The following is a 19,597-nucleotide window of genomic DNA, read 5'->3' as shown; positions in this document are numbered from 1 at the left end:
CTTCCTTAATTGTTATTTGTTTTATTTATAATAACAGAAAATCGCCTCGGTGAAAACGTTTTATTTTATTTTTTTCTTTAAAAAATCAGGAATTGACCAAATAAAAAGTTATCTCACTTTTTATTTAATATCACTTAAGCTTCCAATTTTCCCCTTACGTAAGAAAGGTGACAAAACTGTTCTTTTTTCGTTGCTTCTTGTTCGTGTAGTTTTTCCAGTTTTTTCATATACTGAGTAAAAGGAGGGATAACCATGGTTCTTATTCAAGCAGTAATCTTTATTACTTTAACAATTGGTCTACTCATTGGATTAACAGAAGATCGTTGATTTCTTTTGTTTTAAATAAAACATTCATTTATGGATGCCTCTTAATTGCAAGAAAAATAAGATGGTGCTACACTACAGTTGTGTTCGAGATTTTACAGAGAATTTAACTGAAAATTTCTTGAATTCATTTCAACAATGGAAAGGAGGAACTAAACATGACTTTTAACAAAACAAATATGACTTATCGCGTAGCTTTCGACACTTCAACCAATCGTTTTATGGCAATTGACGCAAAAAATGAACATAATGTCGCTTTTGGTATTACAATCGAACAAGCTGTCCGAGCATTACATGAATCTAATTAAGGAGCTGGCCACCCCACATGACATCTAAATCATTCTCGGAAAAAAACTAAAAGAGGTTTGTACGTCTTAGACGATGCAAACCTCTTTTTATTTTGCTATACAAAATTGTTTTGCTTTACTAAAAAAGAAGCTGTGACATAAGCCACAACTTCTCCCATTCATTACACTATTATAGACGTTCGTTCAATTCTTTTGCTAAGTCTTCAAAGGCTGGTTTGCCTAGTAGGGCGAACATATTTTTCTTATAGGCTTCTACACCTGGTTGGTCAAATGGATTAATTCCGTTCAAGTAACCAGAAATTCCGACAGCAATTTCAAAGAAATACATTGTATAACCTAAAGTATAAGCATCCATTTCTGGAATTTTAACTAGTAAGTTTGGCACATCGCCATCTGTATGTGCTAATAATGTTCCTTCAAAAGCTTTTGTGTTAACAAAGTCAACTTCTTTTCCTTGTAAGTAACCTAAACCATCTAAGTCAGCTTCTTGTTCAGGAATAGTGATTGATTTGCGAGGTTTTTCCACTTTAACGATTGTTTCAAAGATATTGCGACGACCTTCTTGGATATATTGACCCAATGAATGTAAGTCAGTAGAGAAGTTTGCACTTGAAGGATAGATTCCTTTTTGGTCTTTACCTTCAGATTCGCCAAATAATTGTTTCCACCATTCTGAGAAATATTGCATTCCTGGTTCATAGTTGATCAACAATTCTGTTACTTTGCCTTTACGGTAAAGAATGTTACGCATTGCTGCATATTGGTAAGCTTCGTTTTCTTCTAGCTTATCACTTGCATATTCTTTACTTGCGTCAGCCGCACCTTGCATCAAGGCATCAATATCTGCTCCGCTAACCGCAATTGGTAATAGACCAACAGCAGTTAATACAGAAAAACGTCCGCCAATATCATCAGGAATAACAAATGATTCCCAACCTTCAGCATCTGCTTCAACTTTTACAGCACCGCGTGCTTTATCAGTTGTTGCATAAATACGTTTGTTTGCTTCTGCTTGACCATATTTTTTCACTAATAATTCTTTGAACACACGGAAAGCAATGGCTGGTTCTGTTGTTGTTCCAGATTTAGAAATAACGTTCACAGAAAAATCACGATCACCAATTACTTCGATCAAGTCAGCTAAGTATGTTGAGCTGATTGAATTTCCTGCATAAAAGATTTGTGGTGCTTTACGTTCGTTGCCGTCTAATAAGTTGTAGAAAGTGTGGTTCAAGAAATCAATTGCAGCACGTGCCCCTAAATATGAACCACCAATACCGATTACTACTAATACTTCTGAATCAGATTGGATTTTTTTAGCTGCTTCTTTGATACGTGCAAATTCTTCTTTATCATAATTTGTAGGTAAATCGATCCAGCCTAAGAAATCGCTGCCTGCACCTGTACCTTCACGTAATAATTTGTCAGCTGCTGTTACTTGACTTTGCATGTAACCTAATTCATATTCGTTGACAAACGGTGCTACTTTTGAATAGTCAAAATGAATGTGTGCCATTTGTTCTCCTCCTTAATAGTTTACTATACAGGTATACTTTACGTTTTTTTTACTTTTTTTTCAAGCAAATATCCACGAACCTTTCAATATTTCCAAGAAAATTTTACATTTAGACCAATCCTTGTGCAGACATTGCTTTCGCAACCTTTGCAAAACCGGCAATGTTCGCACCAAGTAATAGATTTTTTTCTTCATTATATTCAGCAGCAGTTTGACGACATGTTTCATAAATTGTTTGCATGATTTCATCTAATTGTTGATCTACTTGCTCACTTTCCCACGTTAAACGTTGAGAGTTCTGGCTCATTTCTAAAGCAGATACTGCGACTCCTCCCGCATTTGCAGCTTTCCCTGGACAATACCAGACTCCTGCATCATGAAAAGTGGAGACAGCTTCAACTGTTGCTGGCATATTCGCACCTTCTGCTACAATTTGCACACCATTTTTCACTAAGATTTCAGCTAGTTCACCTGTGATCTCATTTTGGGTGGCACATGGTAAAGCAATTTCACATGCTTCTTCTAAGGACCATACCGATTTTCCTTCATGATACACAGCAGATGTTTTTTTAGCTGCATATGCAGTTAAACGTTGACGATTTTTTTCTTTTACTTCTTTCAATAAATCTAAGTCAATACCTGTTGGATCATAAATAAACCCACTCGAATCAGAACAAGTCACTACTTTTGCACCAAGCGCTTGTGCTTTTTCAATTGCATAAATCGCAACATTTCCACTACCAGATACAAAAACTGTTTTATCTGTAAAAGAATCCTGTTCTTGAGCCAACAAGTGTTTTACAAAATAAACTAATCCATAGCCCGTTGCTTCTGTACGAACTTTGCTTCCCCAAAAATTCAAAGGTTTTCCAGTTAACACACCTGCATCATATTGTTTGATTCGTTTGTATGCACCAAACAAATAACCAATTTCTCTTCCACCAACGCCAATATCGCCAGCAGGAACATCTAAAGAAGGACCAATGTGTTTGGAAAGTTCAAGCATAAAACTTTGACAAAAACGCATGATTTCGGCATCTGATTTTCCTTTAGGGTCGAAATCACTCCCCCCTTTTCCGCCACCAATTGGAAGCCCAGTCAAACTATTTTTAAAAATTTGTTCAAAAGCCAGAAATTTCAAAATACTCAGGTTCACGCTTGGATGAAATCTTAGACCACCTTTATATGAACCTAAGGCTGAATTGTATTGAATTCGATATCCACGGTTTACGCGCCAATTTCCTTGATCATCTTGCCAAGGTACTCGAAATTGAATGATTCGTTCAGGTTCTACTAGAATTCCTAAAATATTTTGTTCGATGTATTCAGGATGGTTTTCTAAAAAATGCGTAACTGTTGGAAGTACTTCATCAATTGCCTGTAAAAATTCGACTTCGCCACGATCTTGTTGATGTAATTTTTCTTGAATCGTTTGGACATATTTTTTTGCATTTGTCATTGTGTCACACTCCTTCGATTAGCTAATTTTTATTTTAGCTTATTTTTGGTCACCACTCAAAAATTTTTCTGCGTTTATTTTCGAAATATGCTACACTCACTTGTGAGGTGAAGCGAATGGAAACGAACTACGATGTAATCGTTGTTGGCGCTGGTACCAGTGGAATGATGGCAGCTATTAGTGCCGCAGAACAAGGTGCCAAAGTGCTATTAGTTGAAAAAAATAAAAAAGCTGGAAAAAAATTGCTAATGACTGGCGGTGGGCGTTGCAACGTCACAAACAATCGACCAGTAGAAGATTTAATCGCACATATCCCCGGCAATGGAAAATTTTTATATAGTACTTTTTCACAATTTGATAACTTTGATATTATGAATTTTTTTGAAACACAGGGTGTACATTTAAAAGAAGAAGATCATGGCCGAATGTTTCCTGTTACAAATAAATCAAAAACAATCATCGAAGCATTGATTACGCGTTTAAATGAACTTGGTGTTACGCTAGTTTTTGGTACAAAAGTTGAAAAACTGGTGCACAATAATGGACAAATCTATGGTATTCGAACAGAATTTGAAGAATTTCAAGCCCCTTGTGTGATTTTAACAACTGGTGGACGAACTTATCCATCAACCGGCTCAACTGGGGATGGCTACAAAATGGTAAAAAAAGTTGGCCATACCATCACGTCTTTATACGCGACTGAATCCCCTTTGATTTCCGAAGAACCTTTTATCCAAGAAAAAACCTTACAAGGATTATCTTTGCAAGATATTTCTTTAAGTGTCTTGAATAAAAAAGGACGAGTAATTACTGAACACATCATGGATTTACTTTTCACACACTTTGGTATTTCGGGGCCTGCTGCCTTACGTTGCTCAAGTTTTATCAATCAGGAATTAAAGAAAACGGGCGAACCAGTTGTTATTTCTCTAGATTGTTTCCCAACTCGATCCAATCATGATTTGATCCAAGAACTAACCGCTAAAAGTCATCAATCAAAAAAAACATTGGTCAATGCTTGGCATGGCTTTTTACCCGAACGATTACTGACTTTTTATTTAAATCACCTAAATATGGAACAACAGATTGGCCAACAGACAACGGAAAAACAGATTCAAGACTTTGTCCAATTGTGTAAAGAATTTCATCTTTTGATAAACAAAACTTTTCCGATAGAAAAATCTTTTGTAACCGGCGGTGGTGTTTCGTTGAAAGAAATTAATCCTAAGACCTTAGAAAGTAAACTGGTAACTGGATTATATTTTGCAGGTGAATTACTGGATGTTAACGGCTATACTGGTGGCTTCAATATCACAGCGGCTTTTGCTACTGGTCATGTTTCTGGCATGAACGCTGGTCAACAAGCACAATCCATGTAAAGTATTACTAATCTAATGAAAGTATAATTGGTGGCGCATAAAATAATCCCCTTCAAGTTAAATGAAACACTAACTTGAAGGGGATTATTTTATGCTTTGATGTCGACAAATTTTCCATTTGTCAATTGGCAAATGGCTTGTGGGGCTAACTCCATTTGTAAGCCTCGTTTGCCAGCGGAAATAATGATTTGTTCATAGTTTTCCGCAATTTGATCGAGATAAGTTGGAAATAATTTTTTCATTCCGATTGGTGAACAACCGCCACGAATATAACCAGTAGTTGCTTCTAAATCACGTAAATGAAGCATTTCTACTTTTTTATTTCCAGAAACTTTTGCTAGCTTTTTCAAATCCACCTCATTTTCTCCCGGAATGACCGCGACTAGCGGACCGGTTACATTTCCTACAGCCACCAATGTTTTAAAAATTCGTTGTTCACTCCCAGGAATCTGATCAAAAATCGCTGTTGCACCTAAATGATTTTCATCCCATTCATATTCGTGTTCCGTATACGCGATTTTTTTTTGCTCTACGAGTCGAATTGCATTTGTTTTTACTTGTTTTTTCTTTGCCATATTTCCACCTCATTGCAACTAGCTTGATAAATTCAAAGTACCGTTAGTTACTATGATCACTCAGCTAAACTCTTAATTATTTGTTGTAGTTCTTTCACAGGTATTTGTCCTGGTGCCGAAGCAGTTGCCTTCGAAGTTGCCCCAAAAGTAACTGCTGAACCCGTTAAACATCCTGCTACTCTTGATAACTTACCCATTTCTCCCATTGACACAGTAATCAATGGGATTGAAACAAAGGCACTTGCTCGTTTAGTCAATTCAAGCAAGCGAAAAACATCTTGTTCTGTTTGTGGCATCATCGCTAACTTTCCGATGCTAGCGCCAAAATGTTCCATCATATTTAAGCGATAAAGCAAGACCGGATCGGCTGGTGTCTCTTCAAATTCATGATTGCTGATGATGATTGGAATGTGATGATCTTTGATGCGTTCAATCATCCCACGTCCTAAGCTTTCAATCTGAAACAATTCAATGTCTACCATATCGACCAACTTTTCAGTCACCACTGTTTCGTACAAATCATGATATTCTCTAATCGATAAATCTCGTTTTCCGCCCTCAGCTAGCGTTCGAAATGTAAAAAGTAACGGTAATCCTTGAAGTTCATGTTGAAGAAGGACTAGTGTTTCTAGAACCTTTTCTAATTGCAAAATTTCTTGATAAAAATCGACGCGCCATTCTACTAAGTCAGCGCCTGCTTCACGCGCGAGACGTGCTTCACTTAAGATTTCTTCTTGGGTTACGCCAGTTAATGGCGTACAAACTTTTAGTCGACCAGTCCCGATTTGCAAATTTTTCACTTGGATCATCCGTAACGACTCCCTTCTTACATTTGATTGATTTTATAAACAAATACCTTTAAATAATCTCCTTCTGGAAAAGTGTTTGTTGTTTGAAAATCATTTGGTAGGCGATACAGCCCGATTTGCTGATAGGAGACACCTTTTGCAATGAACTCATCTTCAATCATTTTTTGAAATTGTTGAATCGTAACGTTCGCCGCATTTGTTGAGGCAATTAGCACTCCCTCATCTGCTAAAATTTCCAGACTATCTTTGACTAATTCACCATAATTTTTTGCCACCCGGAAAACTTTCTTTTTGTTACGGGCAAAACTTGGTGGATCCAAAACAATAACATCATAAGTTAATTGTTTACGACTCGCATACTTAAAGTACTCAAAAACATCCATAACAATGATTTTTTGTTGTTCAAGATCTAAACCATTGACTTCAAATTGTTCCTGCGTTTTTTTTAAGCTTCTTTTAGCAAGATCTACACTGGTTGTTTCAACAGAACCACCCATCGCAGCTGCAACTGAGAAGGCACCTGTATAGCTAAACATGTTTAGCACCGATTTTCCTAGCGCCAACCCATCGACCAATGCTCCGCGCACTTCCTTCTGATCTAAAAAGATACCCGTCATCAAGCCTTCATTTAAATAGGTTGCAAACTGAACACCATTTTCTTTTACAATCAAAGGTTCTGGTGCTTCTTTTCCATAAATAAACTGACTTTCTGGCAAATCTTTCGTATCAAAACGAATTTTTTCATAAGCACCTAAAATTTCTGGATATGTCTTTTTAAATGCTTCAATCAATCCCTTTCGATGAAGATACAGTGTTTGGTTATACCAAGAAAAGACAGCAAACTGGTCATAATAATCAATGATCAAACCACCAATTCCATCTCCTTCACCATTGAACAAACGAAAGGCATTTGTTAAGTCATCACTAAAATAAGTTGTGCGTTTTGCTTTAGCTGCTGCAAATTTTTTCTCAAAAAAAGCCGTATCAAATGGTTCGTCCACTCGGCTTAATACCCAACCAATTCCTTTATTTTGCTTTCCTAAATAACCTTTTGCCACAAATTTATTTTGTTGATCTACTAAGTCGATCCATTCGGTCGTATCCATTTGCGTATCGACTAAATCTTCTTTTTGAATGAGCGGGTAACCCTTTCTGAATTGGGCGCTTGCTCGTTTTTTTACTTTTATTTTCATTCATTCACCTGCTTTTACTTTCTCACCTTTCAGTATAACAAAAATCAAACGGCTTGTCTTAAGCCACAAACCTCTAAGAAAGCTTAAAGAATCCCTTAACCAACTGCCATAAATCACTGGTTAGAATTGACACTAAAATCTCCGACTAGTAAAATAGGTTAGAATACGTAAGTTGTGTATTATGGGTTTTATGACACTCTTATTCTTATTTTTTGAGTGTAGAAAGGAAGGTTACTTTGAAACGTATAAAAACGCCCGCTTTTTTAAATAAGCGGCTCGGATTTTTTTCTTTGTTAGCTGTTTTAGTCTGGCTAAAAACAATTTTCGCTTATTTGATTGATTTCAATTTAGGGATTGAAAGTGGAGTGCAATACTTCATCCTATTTATCAATCCAATTGCGACTACTTTATTATTACTTGGAATTGCTTTGTATGTAAGACGAGCAAAAGCTTCGTACATCACGATGATGGTGATTTTTTTCTTACTCACTTTGTGGGTGTTTTCAAATGTCACTTACTATCGTGAATTTACAGACTTTATTACCATCAATACTATTTTAGGCGCTGGAAAAGTTGCTAGTGGTTTGGGCGAAAGTGCCATCCGTTTGTTCCGCCCTTACGATTTATTGTATTGGATAGACTTTATTATCTTAACGGTTTTATTAGTCACTAAAAAAATAAAAATGGATGACCGTCCTATTCGGGCACGTATGGCATTTGCGATTTCCACATTAGCGGTTATGATTTTTTCTGGAAATCTTTTCTTGGCTGAAGCCGATCGTCCTGAACTTTTGACTCGAACATTCTCCCGTGATTATTTAGTTAAGTATCTTGGTCTTAATGCTTTTATGGCTTATGATGGTTTTCAAACGTATCAAACAAACCAAGTTCGTGCTGAAGCAAGCCCTAATGATATGAAGGAAGTTGAGAACTACGTTAAGGAACACTATGCTGAACCAAACGACGAAATGTTTGGTGTGGCAAAAGGCAGAAATGTTATCTATATTCATTTGGAAAGCTTCCAACAATTTTTGATTGATTATAAATTAAAAGATGAAACAGGCGCCGAACACGAGGTAACACCATTCCTTAATAGTTTGTTCCATAGTAACAGTACCTATAGTTTTGATAACTTTTTCCATCAAGTCAAGGCCGGAAAAACAAGTGATGCTGAAACCCTTATGGAAAATTCTCTGTTTGGGTTAAACCAAGGATCACTCTTTACGCAACTGGGTGGGAAAAATACTTTCCAAGCTGCACCTGATATCTTAAGTCAAACCCAAGGTTATACTAGTGCTGTTTTCCACGGAAACTCTGGTACTTTTTGGAACAGAAATGAGACTTATAAAAATCTTGGTTATGATTATTTCTTTGATTCATCTTATTACGATGTAACCGATGAAAACTCATTCCAATACGGTTTGCATGACAAGCCATTTTTTGACCAATCCGTTCAATATTTAGAACATTTACAACAACCATTTTATTCAAAATTCATTGCGGTCTCAAACCACTATCCTTATTCAAAATTTACGAATGAAGAAGCGGGATTCCCAATGGCAGCAACCAGTGATGAAACAATTAATGGCTACTTCGCAACTGCCAATTATCTTGACACAGCAGTCGAAGAATTCTTTAATTATTTGAAATCAAGTGGGTTATATGATAACTCTGTCATCGTTTTGTATGGTGACCACTATGGCGTTTCAAATTCGAGAAACAAAACTTTAGCAGAACTACTTGGAAAATCAAGTGATACTTGGTCAAACTTTGATAATGCACAAATGCAACGCGTCCCTTATATGATTCATGTTCCTGGACAAACAAACGGTGGGATCAATCATACTTATGGTGGACAAGTTGATGCGTTGCCAACATTACTTCATTTACTAGGTGTAGATACCAAAGATTATATTCAACTTGGACAAGATCTATTCTCTAAAGATCATGACCAAGTGGTAAGCTTCCGTGATGGTGACTTCGTTACACCAACTTACACTTACTACAGTGGTACGATTTATGACAACGCAACAGGTGAAGCTATTACCGATCCTTCTCCTGAAATTCAAGCAAAAATCGATGCATGGAAAGTTGAAGTTTCAAAACAATTGGCTGTTTCTGATCAAATCAATAACGGTGATTTACTTCGTTTCTATACCAATAGCAATCTTGATCCAATTGACGCTGCCAACTATGATTACAAAAATGGCTTAGAAAAAATGACTGCGATTGAGAAAAAACTAGGTGATAAATCAACCAGCGTATTTAGTCAAAACGGTAATAAATCAACAACTGATCTTTATGAAACAAAAACATACCAAGAAATAAATGGTACACCAACAACTGATACTTCTTCCAAAGAATAAACAATCCAAAAAGCGTGAGAAATTGAATTCTCACGCTTTTTTGTCTTTTCACTTAACAGCTTCTCCCTGCTTTGAAAAATAACTCGTAATTTCTCAAAAAGAATTTCATACTTTATTCATATTCATTTTTTATACTTTATTAGAGGTGAAAAGTATGAAAATAATCCGTTATGCCATTGCGCGTTTAGCATATTATAAAAAGCAAACAATTGTATATACTTTATTTTCCAGCTTCTTTGCTTTTTTGTTACTCATCTCTTTTAATTTATATAATTTACAAACTACTTTACACAAACAAATTCAAAACCGTTTAACTATCTTTAGTTCAACTAACCAAGAAGAAAAGATTCCACAACTAGATAGTGTTAGTCACTTCTATTCATCAGTTATTTTGGTTCTTGTCCTTTGCTTTGCGCTTTGTTTTTTCTTCTTTTTCATCCATATCTTAAAACAAAATCGACAAGAATTGATGAATTGGCGTTTGACTGGATTTTCACAAAAAAAATTATTTTTCTTTGTCTACACACAAATGTTTGTACCCATTGCTGCCGCTTGTTTAGGTTTATTATTATGGAGTATCAGTTTCCAACATCTCTACGAAACTTTGCTACAAAGTATAAACTTAACTGTTCTTGACATATTTAAGTTTCCTGATTTTTCTGTTCCTTCTTCTGTTAGTGGATTGACCATTCCTATCAATCAAGAAGCTTTTTTTCAAATTGATTTTACGAGTGAATTTTTGCTTGTTGATACATTTAAAGGAATCGTTCAAACTCTTCTCACTTTAACTTTTGTTAGCTTATTTATAAGTGTTTTTTCCTTTATCTATTTTTCTCGAAGACTGCAAAAAGGGAGGTTCATTCAACATGAAACAACCAAATAATACAGCTCATTTCAACTGCCTTACTGTTATTCTTAGTTCAAAAGAAAAACAACAACATTTACTTAATGAATGGAAAGAAAATTTGGTGCTAGATGATACGCCAAGTTACACGATTATTCAAAAAAATTGGCCGATCTTTCCTTATTTAAAGTTGAAGGATCATGTCTATTTAGATATTTCCAGTAAAGAAATCAAATCAACTGGTCCCACTTATCAGTCACAATTGAAACTTGATTCCTCTTGGGAAAAGCTGTCGGCAGATGAACTCTCTTTATTAGAAAAAATCAAACTGCAACTCTTGCATGCTTTACTTTCTAAACGGACACAGATTATTGTGGAAGACGCATTTGATGACCTAACAATCACCGAAACACAAGAATTGTTAGACATTCTTTGCTTGCTCGCTCGTCAAGAAAATCAAACAATCTTACTGTTCACCAATGATGCCACCATTGCCCACAGTCCCTATATTGATCATTTAGAAGATGCTTCCTAAATTTTTTTCATGTCCTTTACTCAATTGTTCTTACTAATGAAACATCATCAAAAAGCCAGATGCGAAGATCCTCGCACCTGGCTTTTTTAGTTTTCTTGAGACTCTTCTTTTATTTCTACATCTGGCAATCGGACAGTAAATGTTGTTCCTTTTCCTTCTTCACTCTCGACCTCGATTTTTCCTTTATGCAGACGAACTAGTTGTTGCACGATTGGCAATCCTAAACCAGATTCACCATATTTTGTATTCTTTCTTGATGGATCAACCTTATAGTAACGTTCCCAAATATTTTTCATCTGCTGTTCTGAGATGCCGATTCCTGTGTCTTTGATTTTAATAATCGTTTCAAGATAGCCTTTTTCTATACTAATAGTAATTTGACCATTTTCGGTAAACTGAATCGCATTTTGAATAATATTAACCATGATTTGCACGAAACGATCATAATCAGCATACACATCAATTTCTTCCTGCGCTTCTAAAACCAGCGTGTCTCCAGCTGCTTCTGCTTTTGCTTCAAGCTGTGTCACAAGATTTCTCAAAGTTTCCGTTCCATTGAATTTCTTGATGACCATCGTAATTTGGTCGGTCCGGATTTTCTCATAGTCAAGATTCTCATTGACTAGTCGAATAAGTCGCTCCGTTTCATTTTTCATTAACTTGATTGCATTTTCTCGTTGATTTTCTGGAATCGCGTCATAGGCAAGACCTTCTAGTAAGCCATTAATCGTGGTCAAAGGTGTGCGCATTTCATGTGCTGCATCTGCCATGAATTGACGTCGTCGATTCTCTTGTTCTTCAATTTCTGCTTGCGACTCTTTGAGCGAGTTCGTCATCTTATTGAAGTCGTCTGCGAGCTCGTCAAATTCATCTTTGTCGTGAACAGGTAGCTGGACATCAAAATTTCCATTCGTTACTTCTTTGGTTGCATTACGCAAGCGATTGATCCGTTTGACCTGAAACGCAGCAAATACGTAACTAGCAATAATCGCAACAATACTTGAAAAAATAAACCCTTTGAAAAGATTCAACGTAACTGAACGTACACTATTATCAATATTTCGTGCGGGCTGGCTCACAACCAAAGCACCATAAAATTCATGGTTCAAATTAAATGGTACTAGGGCGTATGAGGTCGCTTGTTGTTGCCCCAAAATATTTTTATGATCGGTAAACTTTTGTTGTTTCCCGTTGCGCAAATTTTTCCATTGTTCTGGACTAATCGTAAAATCCAGCATAGAATCGTCTGTTGGATAAATAAGTCGTTCATTTTTATCAATAAAGATAAAGTTGACATTCTGCTCCGTCAATACTTGTTCTGTCAAAAGCAAAGCATTTTGAAACGCCTGATCTTGACTCAACTGCGGAAAGGTATTGGCATATGTTTGTGTAGTTTTTTCAACAGATTCCGCATAACCAAAAAGTTGTTGGTAATTATTTTCTTCAATCGTCTGTTTCGTCAATTGTGTAAATGAAATTCCAACAATCAAAATAATCATGGCAATCATACTACAAAAAGCAAGTAATTGTTGATAAAGATAACGCATTAGGCAACACCAGAATCATCAAACTTATAGCCGACGCCCCAAACCGTTTGAATGACTTGCGGACCGACTTTTTCAATTTTTTGACGAAGTTTTTTGATATGTGCATCAACTGTTCGCTCATCACCAAAATATTGATAATCCCAAACTAATTCCAATAGCTGTTCTCTTGAAAAAACTTGTCGTGGTTTTTTCGCCAAAGTAAATAAAAGATCAAATTCTTTTGGCGTCAACCCTTCAATTAATTGACCATCAAGATAAGCCTCACGAGTTTTAGTATTCATTTTAAAATGTTCTGTTTGAATGTCGAAATGATTATCTGATTCACTGGCTTCTTCTTTTGAATCGGCCAGTTCGCTTCGACGGTGCAGAGCTTTCATTCGTGCAATCAAAGTTAATGGACTAAACGGCTTCGTTACGTAGTCATCTGCCCCCATTTCTAACCCAATAACTTGGTCACTCTCTGAGTCACGTGCAGTCAGCATAATGATCGGCACTGTACTTGAGATTTTTCGAATCTCACGCCCAACAACCATGCCATCCATTGTTGGTAAATTCAAATCAAGTGTAATCATGTCCCAATGTGCAGGATTTTCTAAAAATGCATCCAAACCGTCTTTACCATCATACTTGAACGTTGCCTCCCAACCTTCATTCAAAAAAAACATCTGCATCATTTCAGAAACAGATTGGTTATCTTCAATCATTAAAATGTTCATAGTCATCCCCTCCGGATTTCTGGTCAAATTCCTGTAATTTTTTTTCCGTTAAAATAAAGATCGGCATAATTGGAAAAACTAATACCAACAGTTCAATCAAAAAGTAATTCGTATTTCCTGTTACTTTTAATAAATAGCCGATCACTGCCATTATCAAGCCAAAAATAATAAAATAGTTGCCACTAACTTTCTGGGCTAACTGCCAGTGTTCATCCGTTTTGGCAGCTAACGGTGAGTGGTAACCATACAATGGCCAGTTTCCTTTGGAAGGAAACAAGCGAAAGAAAATACCAATAGTCGTTAAAGCAACACCTACAACTAAAAAAATCATTGATTTCCTCCTAAAAAGTTCTCTTTCTAGTATACTCCAAATAGTCTTGTGAACCAATATATTCAATAATTATTCATGAAAGGTTTGTCTTTTGTTCATTCTTTGTTAAGATAGGTTTATTGAAAAGATAAAGGAGTTTTTTTTGTGTCAAACTATCAAGCAATTACTTTTTTTGACCTAGATGGAACACTGCTAGATGCGCATTCAACAATCACTCCAGAAGTTGCATCTGCTATGAATGCCTTAAAAGAAAATCACGTCTTACCTGTTATTGCAACTGGAAGAACAGAAATCGAAATCCAAAAGATCATGGAAGATGCTGGAATCACTTCAGCTGTTACCATGAACGGCTCTTATATTCGTGTGGATGGAAAAGAAATCCACTCTGAGCTTTTTTCAGAAGAAGAATGTCAAAGAATGTATGAACACGTTCGTTCACAAGGTCATGAACTTTCATACTACAATCACGAAAATATTTGGTGTACTGGCCACAACCAAATAATGATTGATGCCTATAACTTCATTCATTCTGAAGTCCCACCAATTGAACCTTTTGCTTTTCGCGAAAATAAAATCAACATGCTCTTGATTCTTTCACAAAGTGGCGATGAATATTATCATGAACAGTTTCCTGAACTAACTTTTTATCGAAACGGCCCATATTCAATTGATACCGTAAAAAAAGGAATCTCTAAAGGTGCTGGCGTCAAACGACTAAAAGACGAATTAGGGTTGACTAATGTCCCAACTTTTGGATTTGGTGATGGGCCGAATGACTTTGCCCTTCTAGAAGCTTGCGACAATAAGATTGCAATGGGTAATGCCTATGATGGACTAAAAGAGTTAGCGACTTTCGTTACTAAAAAAAATACTGAAGGTGGCATCGTCCACGCATTGAAACATTTTGATTTGATTTAAAAAGTGAATGAGCCGTCTTTAAGAAGTCTCGAAACAGGTAGCACTGTTTCGAGATTTTTTTTTAAACTTCGACGAATTTTTTATGAATCATATTTTTATTCTTTTATCTGCTCTTACTTTGTTCTTAACGCTTTTTTATTGAAAATAGTTTAAAATATGGTATACTATTTTTGTGCGTAATGCATCTGTAACCCTTGTGACTTTACGGGGACGTTACGGATTCGACAGGCACAGTTTGAGCTTGAATTGCGTTTCGTAGGTTACGTCTACGTTAAAACGTTACAGTTAAATATAACTGCTAAAAACGAAAACTATTCTTACGCTTTAGCTGCCTAAAAACAGTTAGCGTAGATCCTCTCGGTATCGCCCATGTGCTCGAGTAAGGGTCCTAACTTTAGTGGGATACGTTTCAACTTTCCGTCTGTAAGTTGAAAAAGAGCGCATCAGACTAGCAATACAAAATGCCTGTCACTCGGCAAGTTGTAAAGCGAAACCTTAAATGAGTTGACTATGAACGTAGATTTTTAAGTGGCGATGTGTTTGGACGCGGGTTCGACTCCCGCCGTCTCCATATTTATATTGTTGAGACAAACAATAATACGAAAAAACGTTGTTCAATCAACGTTTTTTTATTTTGCTCAAATAGAGAAAATTTGATTAACGCTTTGTAGTAAAGAGGCTAAACTACCTGCCAGAAAAAACGTTGAAACTTATTATTGCTCATAAAAAAACGACCTAAGCCTTTCATAAAAGAGAGAAAGACTTAGGTCACCTTTTTATAAAATTCTAGTGTCGGTCTGAATATTAACTAAATTTATCTACTATCATCTGATTTTGATTGATGATCAACTTCCTCATTGATTATACAAAAAATACTTCATAAGATTTGCAGGGTGAAAGTCTGATAAATTCGCTATTATTCACACAAAAAATGCCGGAAAGATAAACACGAGAACTAAATATATCGGAAATACTAACATCATGATACTATTTGCTAAAAGAATAACTGTCCTATAAGTCCCTCTTTTCAATCTTATCGCTATTAATAGTCCGATTGAACCGATTAATGGTGTAAAGACAGATAGAGGAATTCTTAATGAAAAAAAAGATTGTTGAAGAAACATAACTATGCCTAATAAAATAGTAATTACTGATAAAGTAATCCTTACTTTTTCATCCATCAACTGAATACAACATATGCACCTGCAGCAACCGCATATTTATAACTTAACTTGTTTGTACTATTCATAATAGCCTTCAACCTTGCCCGAAAATTTTTATTACAAGTTGTATTATTTCCGCCATGTATATAACAGTAATCATGATACATACATGCTGTATCTAAATCATCAGTAGGCATATTTCCTTTTCCTGCATTTCCATAGCCACAATAGTTGCCATAAATTAAAAATGTTGCTCTAGCACTTATACTTCTTTCTGTTGAGTCAAATGATTCAATTACATAGCCAATTTCGATAATATAATCCTCTACACCATCTAATTCTGCAGACTCAATATCAAAATACTTGTTACCTTCATTATCCACATAAGTATATTGTTCAACAACAGAAATAATATCTTCGTTTTCTGGTGTTAATTTTTCATTAACTTCTGCAGTTGCAGTAATACCACCTATTGTAAAAATACAAGTTAATGCTAATAATACTGTTAATATATTTTTTTCATTTTCATACTCCTTTTTTTATGAATGATGCAAGCCCATCTTTTTCAGGATTAAATACTATTTTTTTACCTTTTGAATGATTTAATCTTACTAAAGTTGGAACTTGTGTGATGCCATATTCATTGATTAACTCTTCATAATGTAAATGATCCTTATCATTAGTATCGAAATAATATATTTTTCGATCAGTATGTTCTAATATTGGCGTTAGCGTTTGAAGAAAACCTTGACAAACTGAACAGTCATTCCTACCAAAGTAAAGCAAAATATTATCTTGATTCAATAAATATAGTTCGTGACTGTTCATTATTATCAATTTATTTTTATCTTCTAAATTAGCAATTTTTTCATCATAAATTTTAACTTCTTCTTGCATATTTTGTTTTAACTCTATTTTTTCTGAATTTGTATGTTGCAATCTGTTTGGTATCTTTTCAAAATAAAAAATAAAATCCCCCCCATCGTTATTAAAAGAACTAAACAAATATTACGAAAACAAACCTCCTTCTTCTCATTGAGTTCTTTTTCACCACCAAAATCTCTACTATGTCTTCTACCAAACTACCCATTCTATACAGAAGTATCAATATATGTATTATCAACAAGCTCATTAAATCACGAAAATACCACAAAAGAAAACGCTCTCTTAGATAATTAGAGTTATTTAATAAATTTTAATGCAAACTTTCTAGATATACTCACTGCAACAACTGCAAATTCCTCTTAGTCACTTCCATTTGTCATCCAAAAATGAATCCTTTTCTTAACTAAAATAAAGAAATCTGTATTTTAACAAAAAAACGCAAGGAACATCTCTCCTCACGTTTTCCTTTTTCTTCTATTAAATTACGAGCCTACAAAATTTTTTCCATTCGGATATGTTCAACTGGCGCAATCGCCATTAAATACGTCTCTCCATATGCAACGTAATCCATTTTTTCATAAAATGATTGCGCACTTACCCGCGCTTCTAATTCGATTCTTTTGGCTTGCTTTTTTTTCGCATAAAGTTCCAGATGTTTGAGCAATTGTTTGCCTACACCTGCACTTTGCCTTTGCGAATCAACACATAGATACTCAACTTTCATTTTTGATTCATCTAGCTTCTGATTAAGCACGCCAACACCTAAAAGGAATTCATCATCAAATGCTCCAAGAATATATTGCTCCGCCTCATGTGAAAAATCCTCTTCTTCAATCGTTAACCCCAGCGGAATACGCATGACTTTATTTCGCAAGTTTAACGTTTGTTGATATTTTTCTGAGTCGTACTCAATTTTTTGGATATCCATTTTCTTCATTCCTTTCAAGTAATCATTAAAACTAGTTCCCAGTATAACCATTCTCCAGTAAATTTTAAAGGAGAAATAAACACTACAATTTTTTTCAAAAAAAAAACCATTAAACACCTTTGCCAGGTGCTGAATGGTTATACTTATTGAATTAGGCACTTTCAATCAAATAACGTTCCGATATTTCTGGATTACAAATTTCAGAATACTTAGCCATGACTTTTCCAGCTTTTTCCAGAACCTCTGCATGATCGATACTATCGTATTCTTCTACACAAAGAATCACTGAATTCTCTAATTTTTTTATGATTTCTCCAGTTACTTTCTTTTTCAATCCAATCGCATGACATTCATAAGTTTGTCCCAAAATGATTTCTTCTTTTTCCATAGTTAATCACCTTCTAATTATTTTATAATCTCATTGGAATTATATTAACATTAAAATCAAATGAAGAAAAATGATAACTTAAGTATTTTTATAAAAAAATTGATTAAACTACTTGTTGAATTTTAGCAAGTAGTTTAATCAATCGAATTCGTTTTATCTCGTTCTAAACTTCACTAGCAAGTAAGATTGACTTTAGCAGGCACGGCTTTCTCTACCAGCGCCACGTATTGTTCTAAAAATTGTTTGTCGATTTCATCGTAACCTGCGACTTTTCCGCAATCAATATCTAAAACACCTACTAATTCTCCGTCTTTAACTAATGGAACCACGATTTCTGAACGTGCAGCTGAATCACATGAAATATAATTTTCATGACTTTTTACATCTGTGACAATAAGTGTTTCTCGTTTTGCCGCTGACTCCCCGCAAACGCCTTTGCCCAGTTTGATTCTTGTACAAGAAACTCTTCCTTGAAACGGCCCAAGAATTAGTTCTTTACCATCAAATAGATAGTACCCCGCAAAGACCGTTTCCGGTAAAGTATCTGCTAAAAGTGCTGAAGAATTCGCAAGATTGGCTAGCCAATTCGTTTCAGCTTCAAGTAATCCTTGTTGTTGTAACAGTAAAAGTTCATACGCATCTCTTTTTTGTTTTTCTGACCACATCGCAGCAACACACTCCTTTTATTCAGAAATTATAGCTCAGTTATTCCACCAATACCAGTTGTAATTTTAATGTGTAGCATTTGTAAAACGATACCCACGACCATGAACCGTTTGGATATAGTTTGCACTTCCCGCAACTTCTTCTATTTTCTTGCGAATATTCTTGATGTGCGTATCAATCACTCTTCCCGATCCTTTTTCATTGCCCAATAAAATCAATAATTCTTCACGAGAAAAAATTCGTAAAGGATGGTTCAACAGCAAACTAAACAAACGATACTCCGATTTTGTTAAAGAAAGTTCTTGTTCATGTAATAAGATCACTTGCTTTTCTTCCAACACTTGGAACTTCTGATAAACAGGCTGATTATTAGTTTTTAATTTTTTTTGCTTCAACAATGCTGAGCGCAAGGATTCTACTTTTGCCTTCATTAATTCAAAACTAACAGGCCAAGACCATAAAATGTTTACACCTTTTTGGAATAAAACAATTTTTTCTTGCTCGGAAAGTGGTTCGGTACAAGCAACAACTAATGGAAAGCGACTCGCAACTGATTCTGGAAGCTCTGCCAAACGATCATCCATAATAAGTAGGACATCTGCTGATTCATTATGTAATTTCGCTAGAACGGATTGATAACTCACTTTTAACTCTAACTGCTCTTTTTGCAATCGTTTCATTATTGAAGACAGTGTTTTTTTATTTTTCGTAAATATTTTTATATGCACCTAATTTCCTCCTTTCTCT

Annotated in this window: 20 protein-coding genes and 1 other RNA gene; 7 read left to right on the top strand and 14 right to left on the bottom strand. The window is 35.3% G+C overall.

Annotated elements, in window-relative coordinates; genetic code table 11:
• The first annotated feature begins 482 nt into the window (after window positions 1-482).
• Window positions 483-632: a hypothetical protein gene (locus AC4BC3_RS03970; protein WP_169819341.1), complete on the top strand. Its 150-nt coding sequence runs from the start codon at window positions 483-485 to the stop codon at window positions 630-632.
• 169 nt (window positions 633-801) lie between these two features.
• On the opposite strand, the gene AC4BC3_RS03965 is transcribed toward AC4BC3_RS03970, so the two are convergent.
• Together AC4BC3_RS03965 and gdhA are read right to left on the bottom strand one after the other, a co-directional pair.
• Window positions 802-2,148: a glucose-6-phosphate isomerase gene (locus tag AC4BC3_RS03965; protein ID WP_490467021.1), complete on the bottom strand. Its 1,347-nt coding sequence runs from the start codon at window positions 2,146-2,148 to the stop codon at window positions 802-804.
• 109 nt (window positions 2,149-2,257) lie between these two features.
• Window positions 2,258-3,607, bottom strand: a complete 1,350-nt coding sequence (gdhA, locus tag AC4BC3_RS03960; protein WP_490467020.1) for an NADP-specific glutamate dehydrogenase — start codon at window positions 3,605-3,607, stop codon at window positions 2,258-2,260.
• 68 nt (window positions 3,608-3,675) lie between these two features.
• Between gdhA and AC4BC3_RS03955 the strand changes: the two genes are divergently transcribed.
• Window positions 3,676-4,986 (top strand): BaiN/RdsA family NAD(P)/FAD-dependent oxidoreductase, encoded by a 1,311-nt coding sequence (locus AC4BC3_RS03955; RefSeq protein WP_490467283.1) that lies wholly within the window; start codon window positions 3,676-3,678, stop codon window positions 4,984-4,986.
• Window positions 4,987-5,075: 89 nt separating this feature from the next.
• Here the strand turns inward: AC4BC3_RS03955 and ybaK are convergent, their stop codons facing one another.
• From ybaK to AC4BC3_RS03940, 3 genes are read right to left on the bottom strand one after another with little or no spacing between them, the layout of a single operon-like run.
• Entirely contained in the window at window positions 5,076-5,561 is a 486-nt protein-coding gene (ybaK, locus tag AC4BC3_RS03950; RefSeq protein WP_206909783.1) for a Cys-tRNA(Pro) deacylase, read from the bottom strand.
• Between the two features lie 56 nt (window positions 5,562-5,617).
• Window positions 5,618-6,370 (bottom strand): type I 3-dehydroquinate dehydratase, encoded by a 753-nt coding sequence (gene aroD, locus AC4BC3_RS03945; protein WP_490467019.1) that lies wholly within the window; start codon window positions 6,368-6,370, stop codon window positions 5,618-5,620.
• A 17-nt stretch (window positions 6,371-6,387) separates the two neighbouring features.
• Window positions 6,388-7,563 carry a class I SAM-dependent rRNA methyltransferase gene (locus AC4BC3_RS03940; protein WP_490467018.1) on the bottom strand — a complete coding sequence of 392 codons (1,176 nt, stop codon included), beginning with the start codon at window positions 7,561-7,563 and terminating at the stop codon, window positions 6,388-6,390.
• Between the two features lie 236 nt (window positions 7,564-7,799).
• Between AC4BC3_RS03940 and AC4BC3_RS03935 the strand changes: the two genes are divergently transcribed.
• The 3 genes from AC4BC3_RS03935 to AC4BC3_RS03925 all read left to right on the top strand — a co-directional run bounded on the left by AC4BC3_RS03935 (window position 7,800) and on the right by AC4BC3_RS03925 (window position 11,308).
• Window positions 7,800-9,929 (top strand): LTA synthase family protein, encoded by a 2,130-nt coding sequence (locus tag AC4BC3_RS03935; RefSeq protein WP_206909787.1) that lies wholly within the window; start codon window positions 7,800-7,802, stop codon window positions 9,927-9,929.
• Window positions 9,930-10,083: 154 nt separating this feature from the next.
• Window positions 10,084-10,812 (top strand): hypothetical protein, encoded by a 729-nt coding sequence (locus AC4BC3_RS03930; RefSeq protein WP_490467017.1) that lies wholly within the window; start codon window positions 10,084-10,086, stop codon window positions 10,810-10,812.
• Window positions 10,796-11,308, top strand: a complete 513-nt coding sequence (locus AC4BC3_RS03925; RefSeq protein ID WP_490467016.1) for a hypothetical protein — start codon at window positions 10,796-10,798, stop codon at window positions 11,306-11,308. Before AC4BC3_RS03930 ends, AC4BC3_RS03925 begins: the two co-directional genes overlap by 17 nt.
• An 86-nt stretch (window positions 11,309-11,394) precedes the next feature.
• Here the strand turns inward: AC4BC3_RS03925 and AC4BC3_RS03920 are convergent, their stop codons facing one another.
• The 3 genes from AC4BC3_RS03920 to AC4BC3_RS03910 are packed head-to-tail and all read right to left on the bottom strand — an operon-like array spanning window position 11,395 to window position 13,902.
• Window positions 11,395-12,855 carry a sensor histidine kinase gene (locus tag AC4BC3_RS03920; RefSeq protein ID WP_206909790.1) on the bottom strand — a complete coding sequence of 487 codons (1,461 nt, stop codon included), beginning with the start codon at window positions 12,853-12,855 and terminating at the stop codon, window positions 11,395-11,397.
• Window positions 12,855-13,571: a response regulator transcription factor gene (locus AC4BC3_RS03915; RefSeq protein WP_206909792.1), complete on the bottom strand. Its 717-nt coding sequence runs from the start codon at window positions 13,569-13,571 to the stop codon at window positions 12,855-12,857. The genes AC4BC3_RS03920 and AC4BC3_RS03915 overlap by 1 nt, the downstream gene beginning before the upstream one ends.
• Window positions 13,552-13,902 (bottom strand): SdpI family protein, encoded by a 351-nt coding sequence (locus AC4BC3_RS03910; protein WP_490467015.1) that lies wholly within the window; start codon window positions 13,900-13,902, stop codon window positions 13,552-13,554. The genes AC4BC3_RS03915 and AC4BC3_RS03910 overlap by 20 nt, the downstream gene beginning before the upstream one ends.
• A 144-nt stretch (window positions 13,903-14,046) precedes the next feature.
• Between AC4BC3_RS03910 and AC4BC3_RS03905 the strand changes: the two genes are divergently transcribed.
• A complete protein-coding gene (locus tag AC4BC3_RS03905) occupies window positions 14,047-14,820 on the top strand; it encodes a Cof-type HAD-IIB family hydrolase (RefSeq protein WP_206909797.1) in 774 nt (257 codons plus the stop codon).
• 206 nt (window positions 14,821-15,026) lie between these two features.
• Window positions 15,027-15,394, top strand: a transfer-messenger RNA (tmRNA) gene (gene ssrA, locus AC4BC3_RS03900).
• A 606-nt stretch (window positions 15,395-16,000) separates the two neighbouring features.
• On the opposite strand, the gene AC4BC3_RS03895 is transcribed toward ssrA, so the two are convergent.
• The 6 genes from AC4BC3_RS03895 to AC4BC3_RS03870 all read right to left on the bottom strand — a co-directional run bounded on the left by AC4BC3_RS03895 (window position 16,001) and on the right by AC4BC3_RS03870 (window position 19,578).
• Window positions 16,001-16,366, bottom strand: a complete 366-nt coding sequence (locus AC4BC3_RS03895; protein ID WP_490467014.1) for a phospholipase A2 family protein — start codon at window positions 16,364-16,366, stop codon at window positions 16,001-16,003.
• 142 nt (window positions 16,367-16,508) lie between these two features.
• Window positions 16,509-16,880: a thioredoxin family protein gene (locus AC4BC3_RS03890; protein ID WP_490467013.1), complete on the bottom strand. Its 372-nt coding sequence runs from the start codon at window positions 16,878-16,880 to the stop codon at window positions 16,509-16,511.
• Window positions 16,881-17,358: 478 nt separating this feature from the next.
• Entirely contained in the window at window positions 17,359-17,796 is a 438-nt protein-coding gene (locus AC4BC3_RS03885; RefSeq protein WP_490467012.1) for a GNAT family N-acetyltransferase, read from the bottom strand.
• A 151-nt stretch (window positions 17,797-17,947) separates the two neighbouring features.
• Window positions 17,948-18,184 carry a hypothetical protein gene (locus AC4BC3_RS03880; protein ID WP_490467011.1) on the bottom strand — a complete coding sequence of 79 codons (237 nt, stop codon included), beginning with the start codon at window positions 18,182-18,184 and terminating at the stop codon, window positions 17,948-17,950.
• A gap of 173 nt (window positions 18,185-18,357) precedes the next feature.
• Entirely contained in the window at window positions 18,358-18,849 is a 492-nt protein-coding gene (locus AC4BC3_RS03875; protein ID WP_490467010.1) for a GAF domain-containing protein, read from the bottom strand.
• A gap of 66 nt (window positions 18,850-18,915) precedes the next feature.
• Window positions 18,916-19,578, bottom strand: coding sequence for a winged helix-turn-helix transcriptional regulator (locus tag AC4BC3_RS03870; RefSeq protein WP_490467009.1), 663 nt, complete (start codon window positions 19,576-19,578; stop codon window positions 18,916-18,918).
• Window positions 19,579-19,597: the final 19 nt, after the last annotated feature.

Source organism: Enterococcus sp. AAFC-DPL-6103 (assembly GCF_058216595.1).
This window is presented reverse-complemented; position numbering and strand designations above follow the sequence as displayed.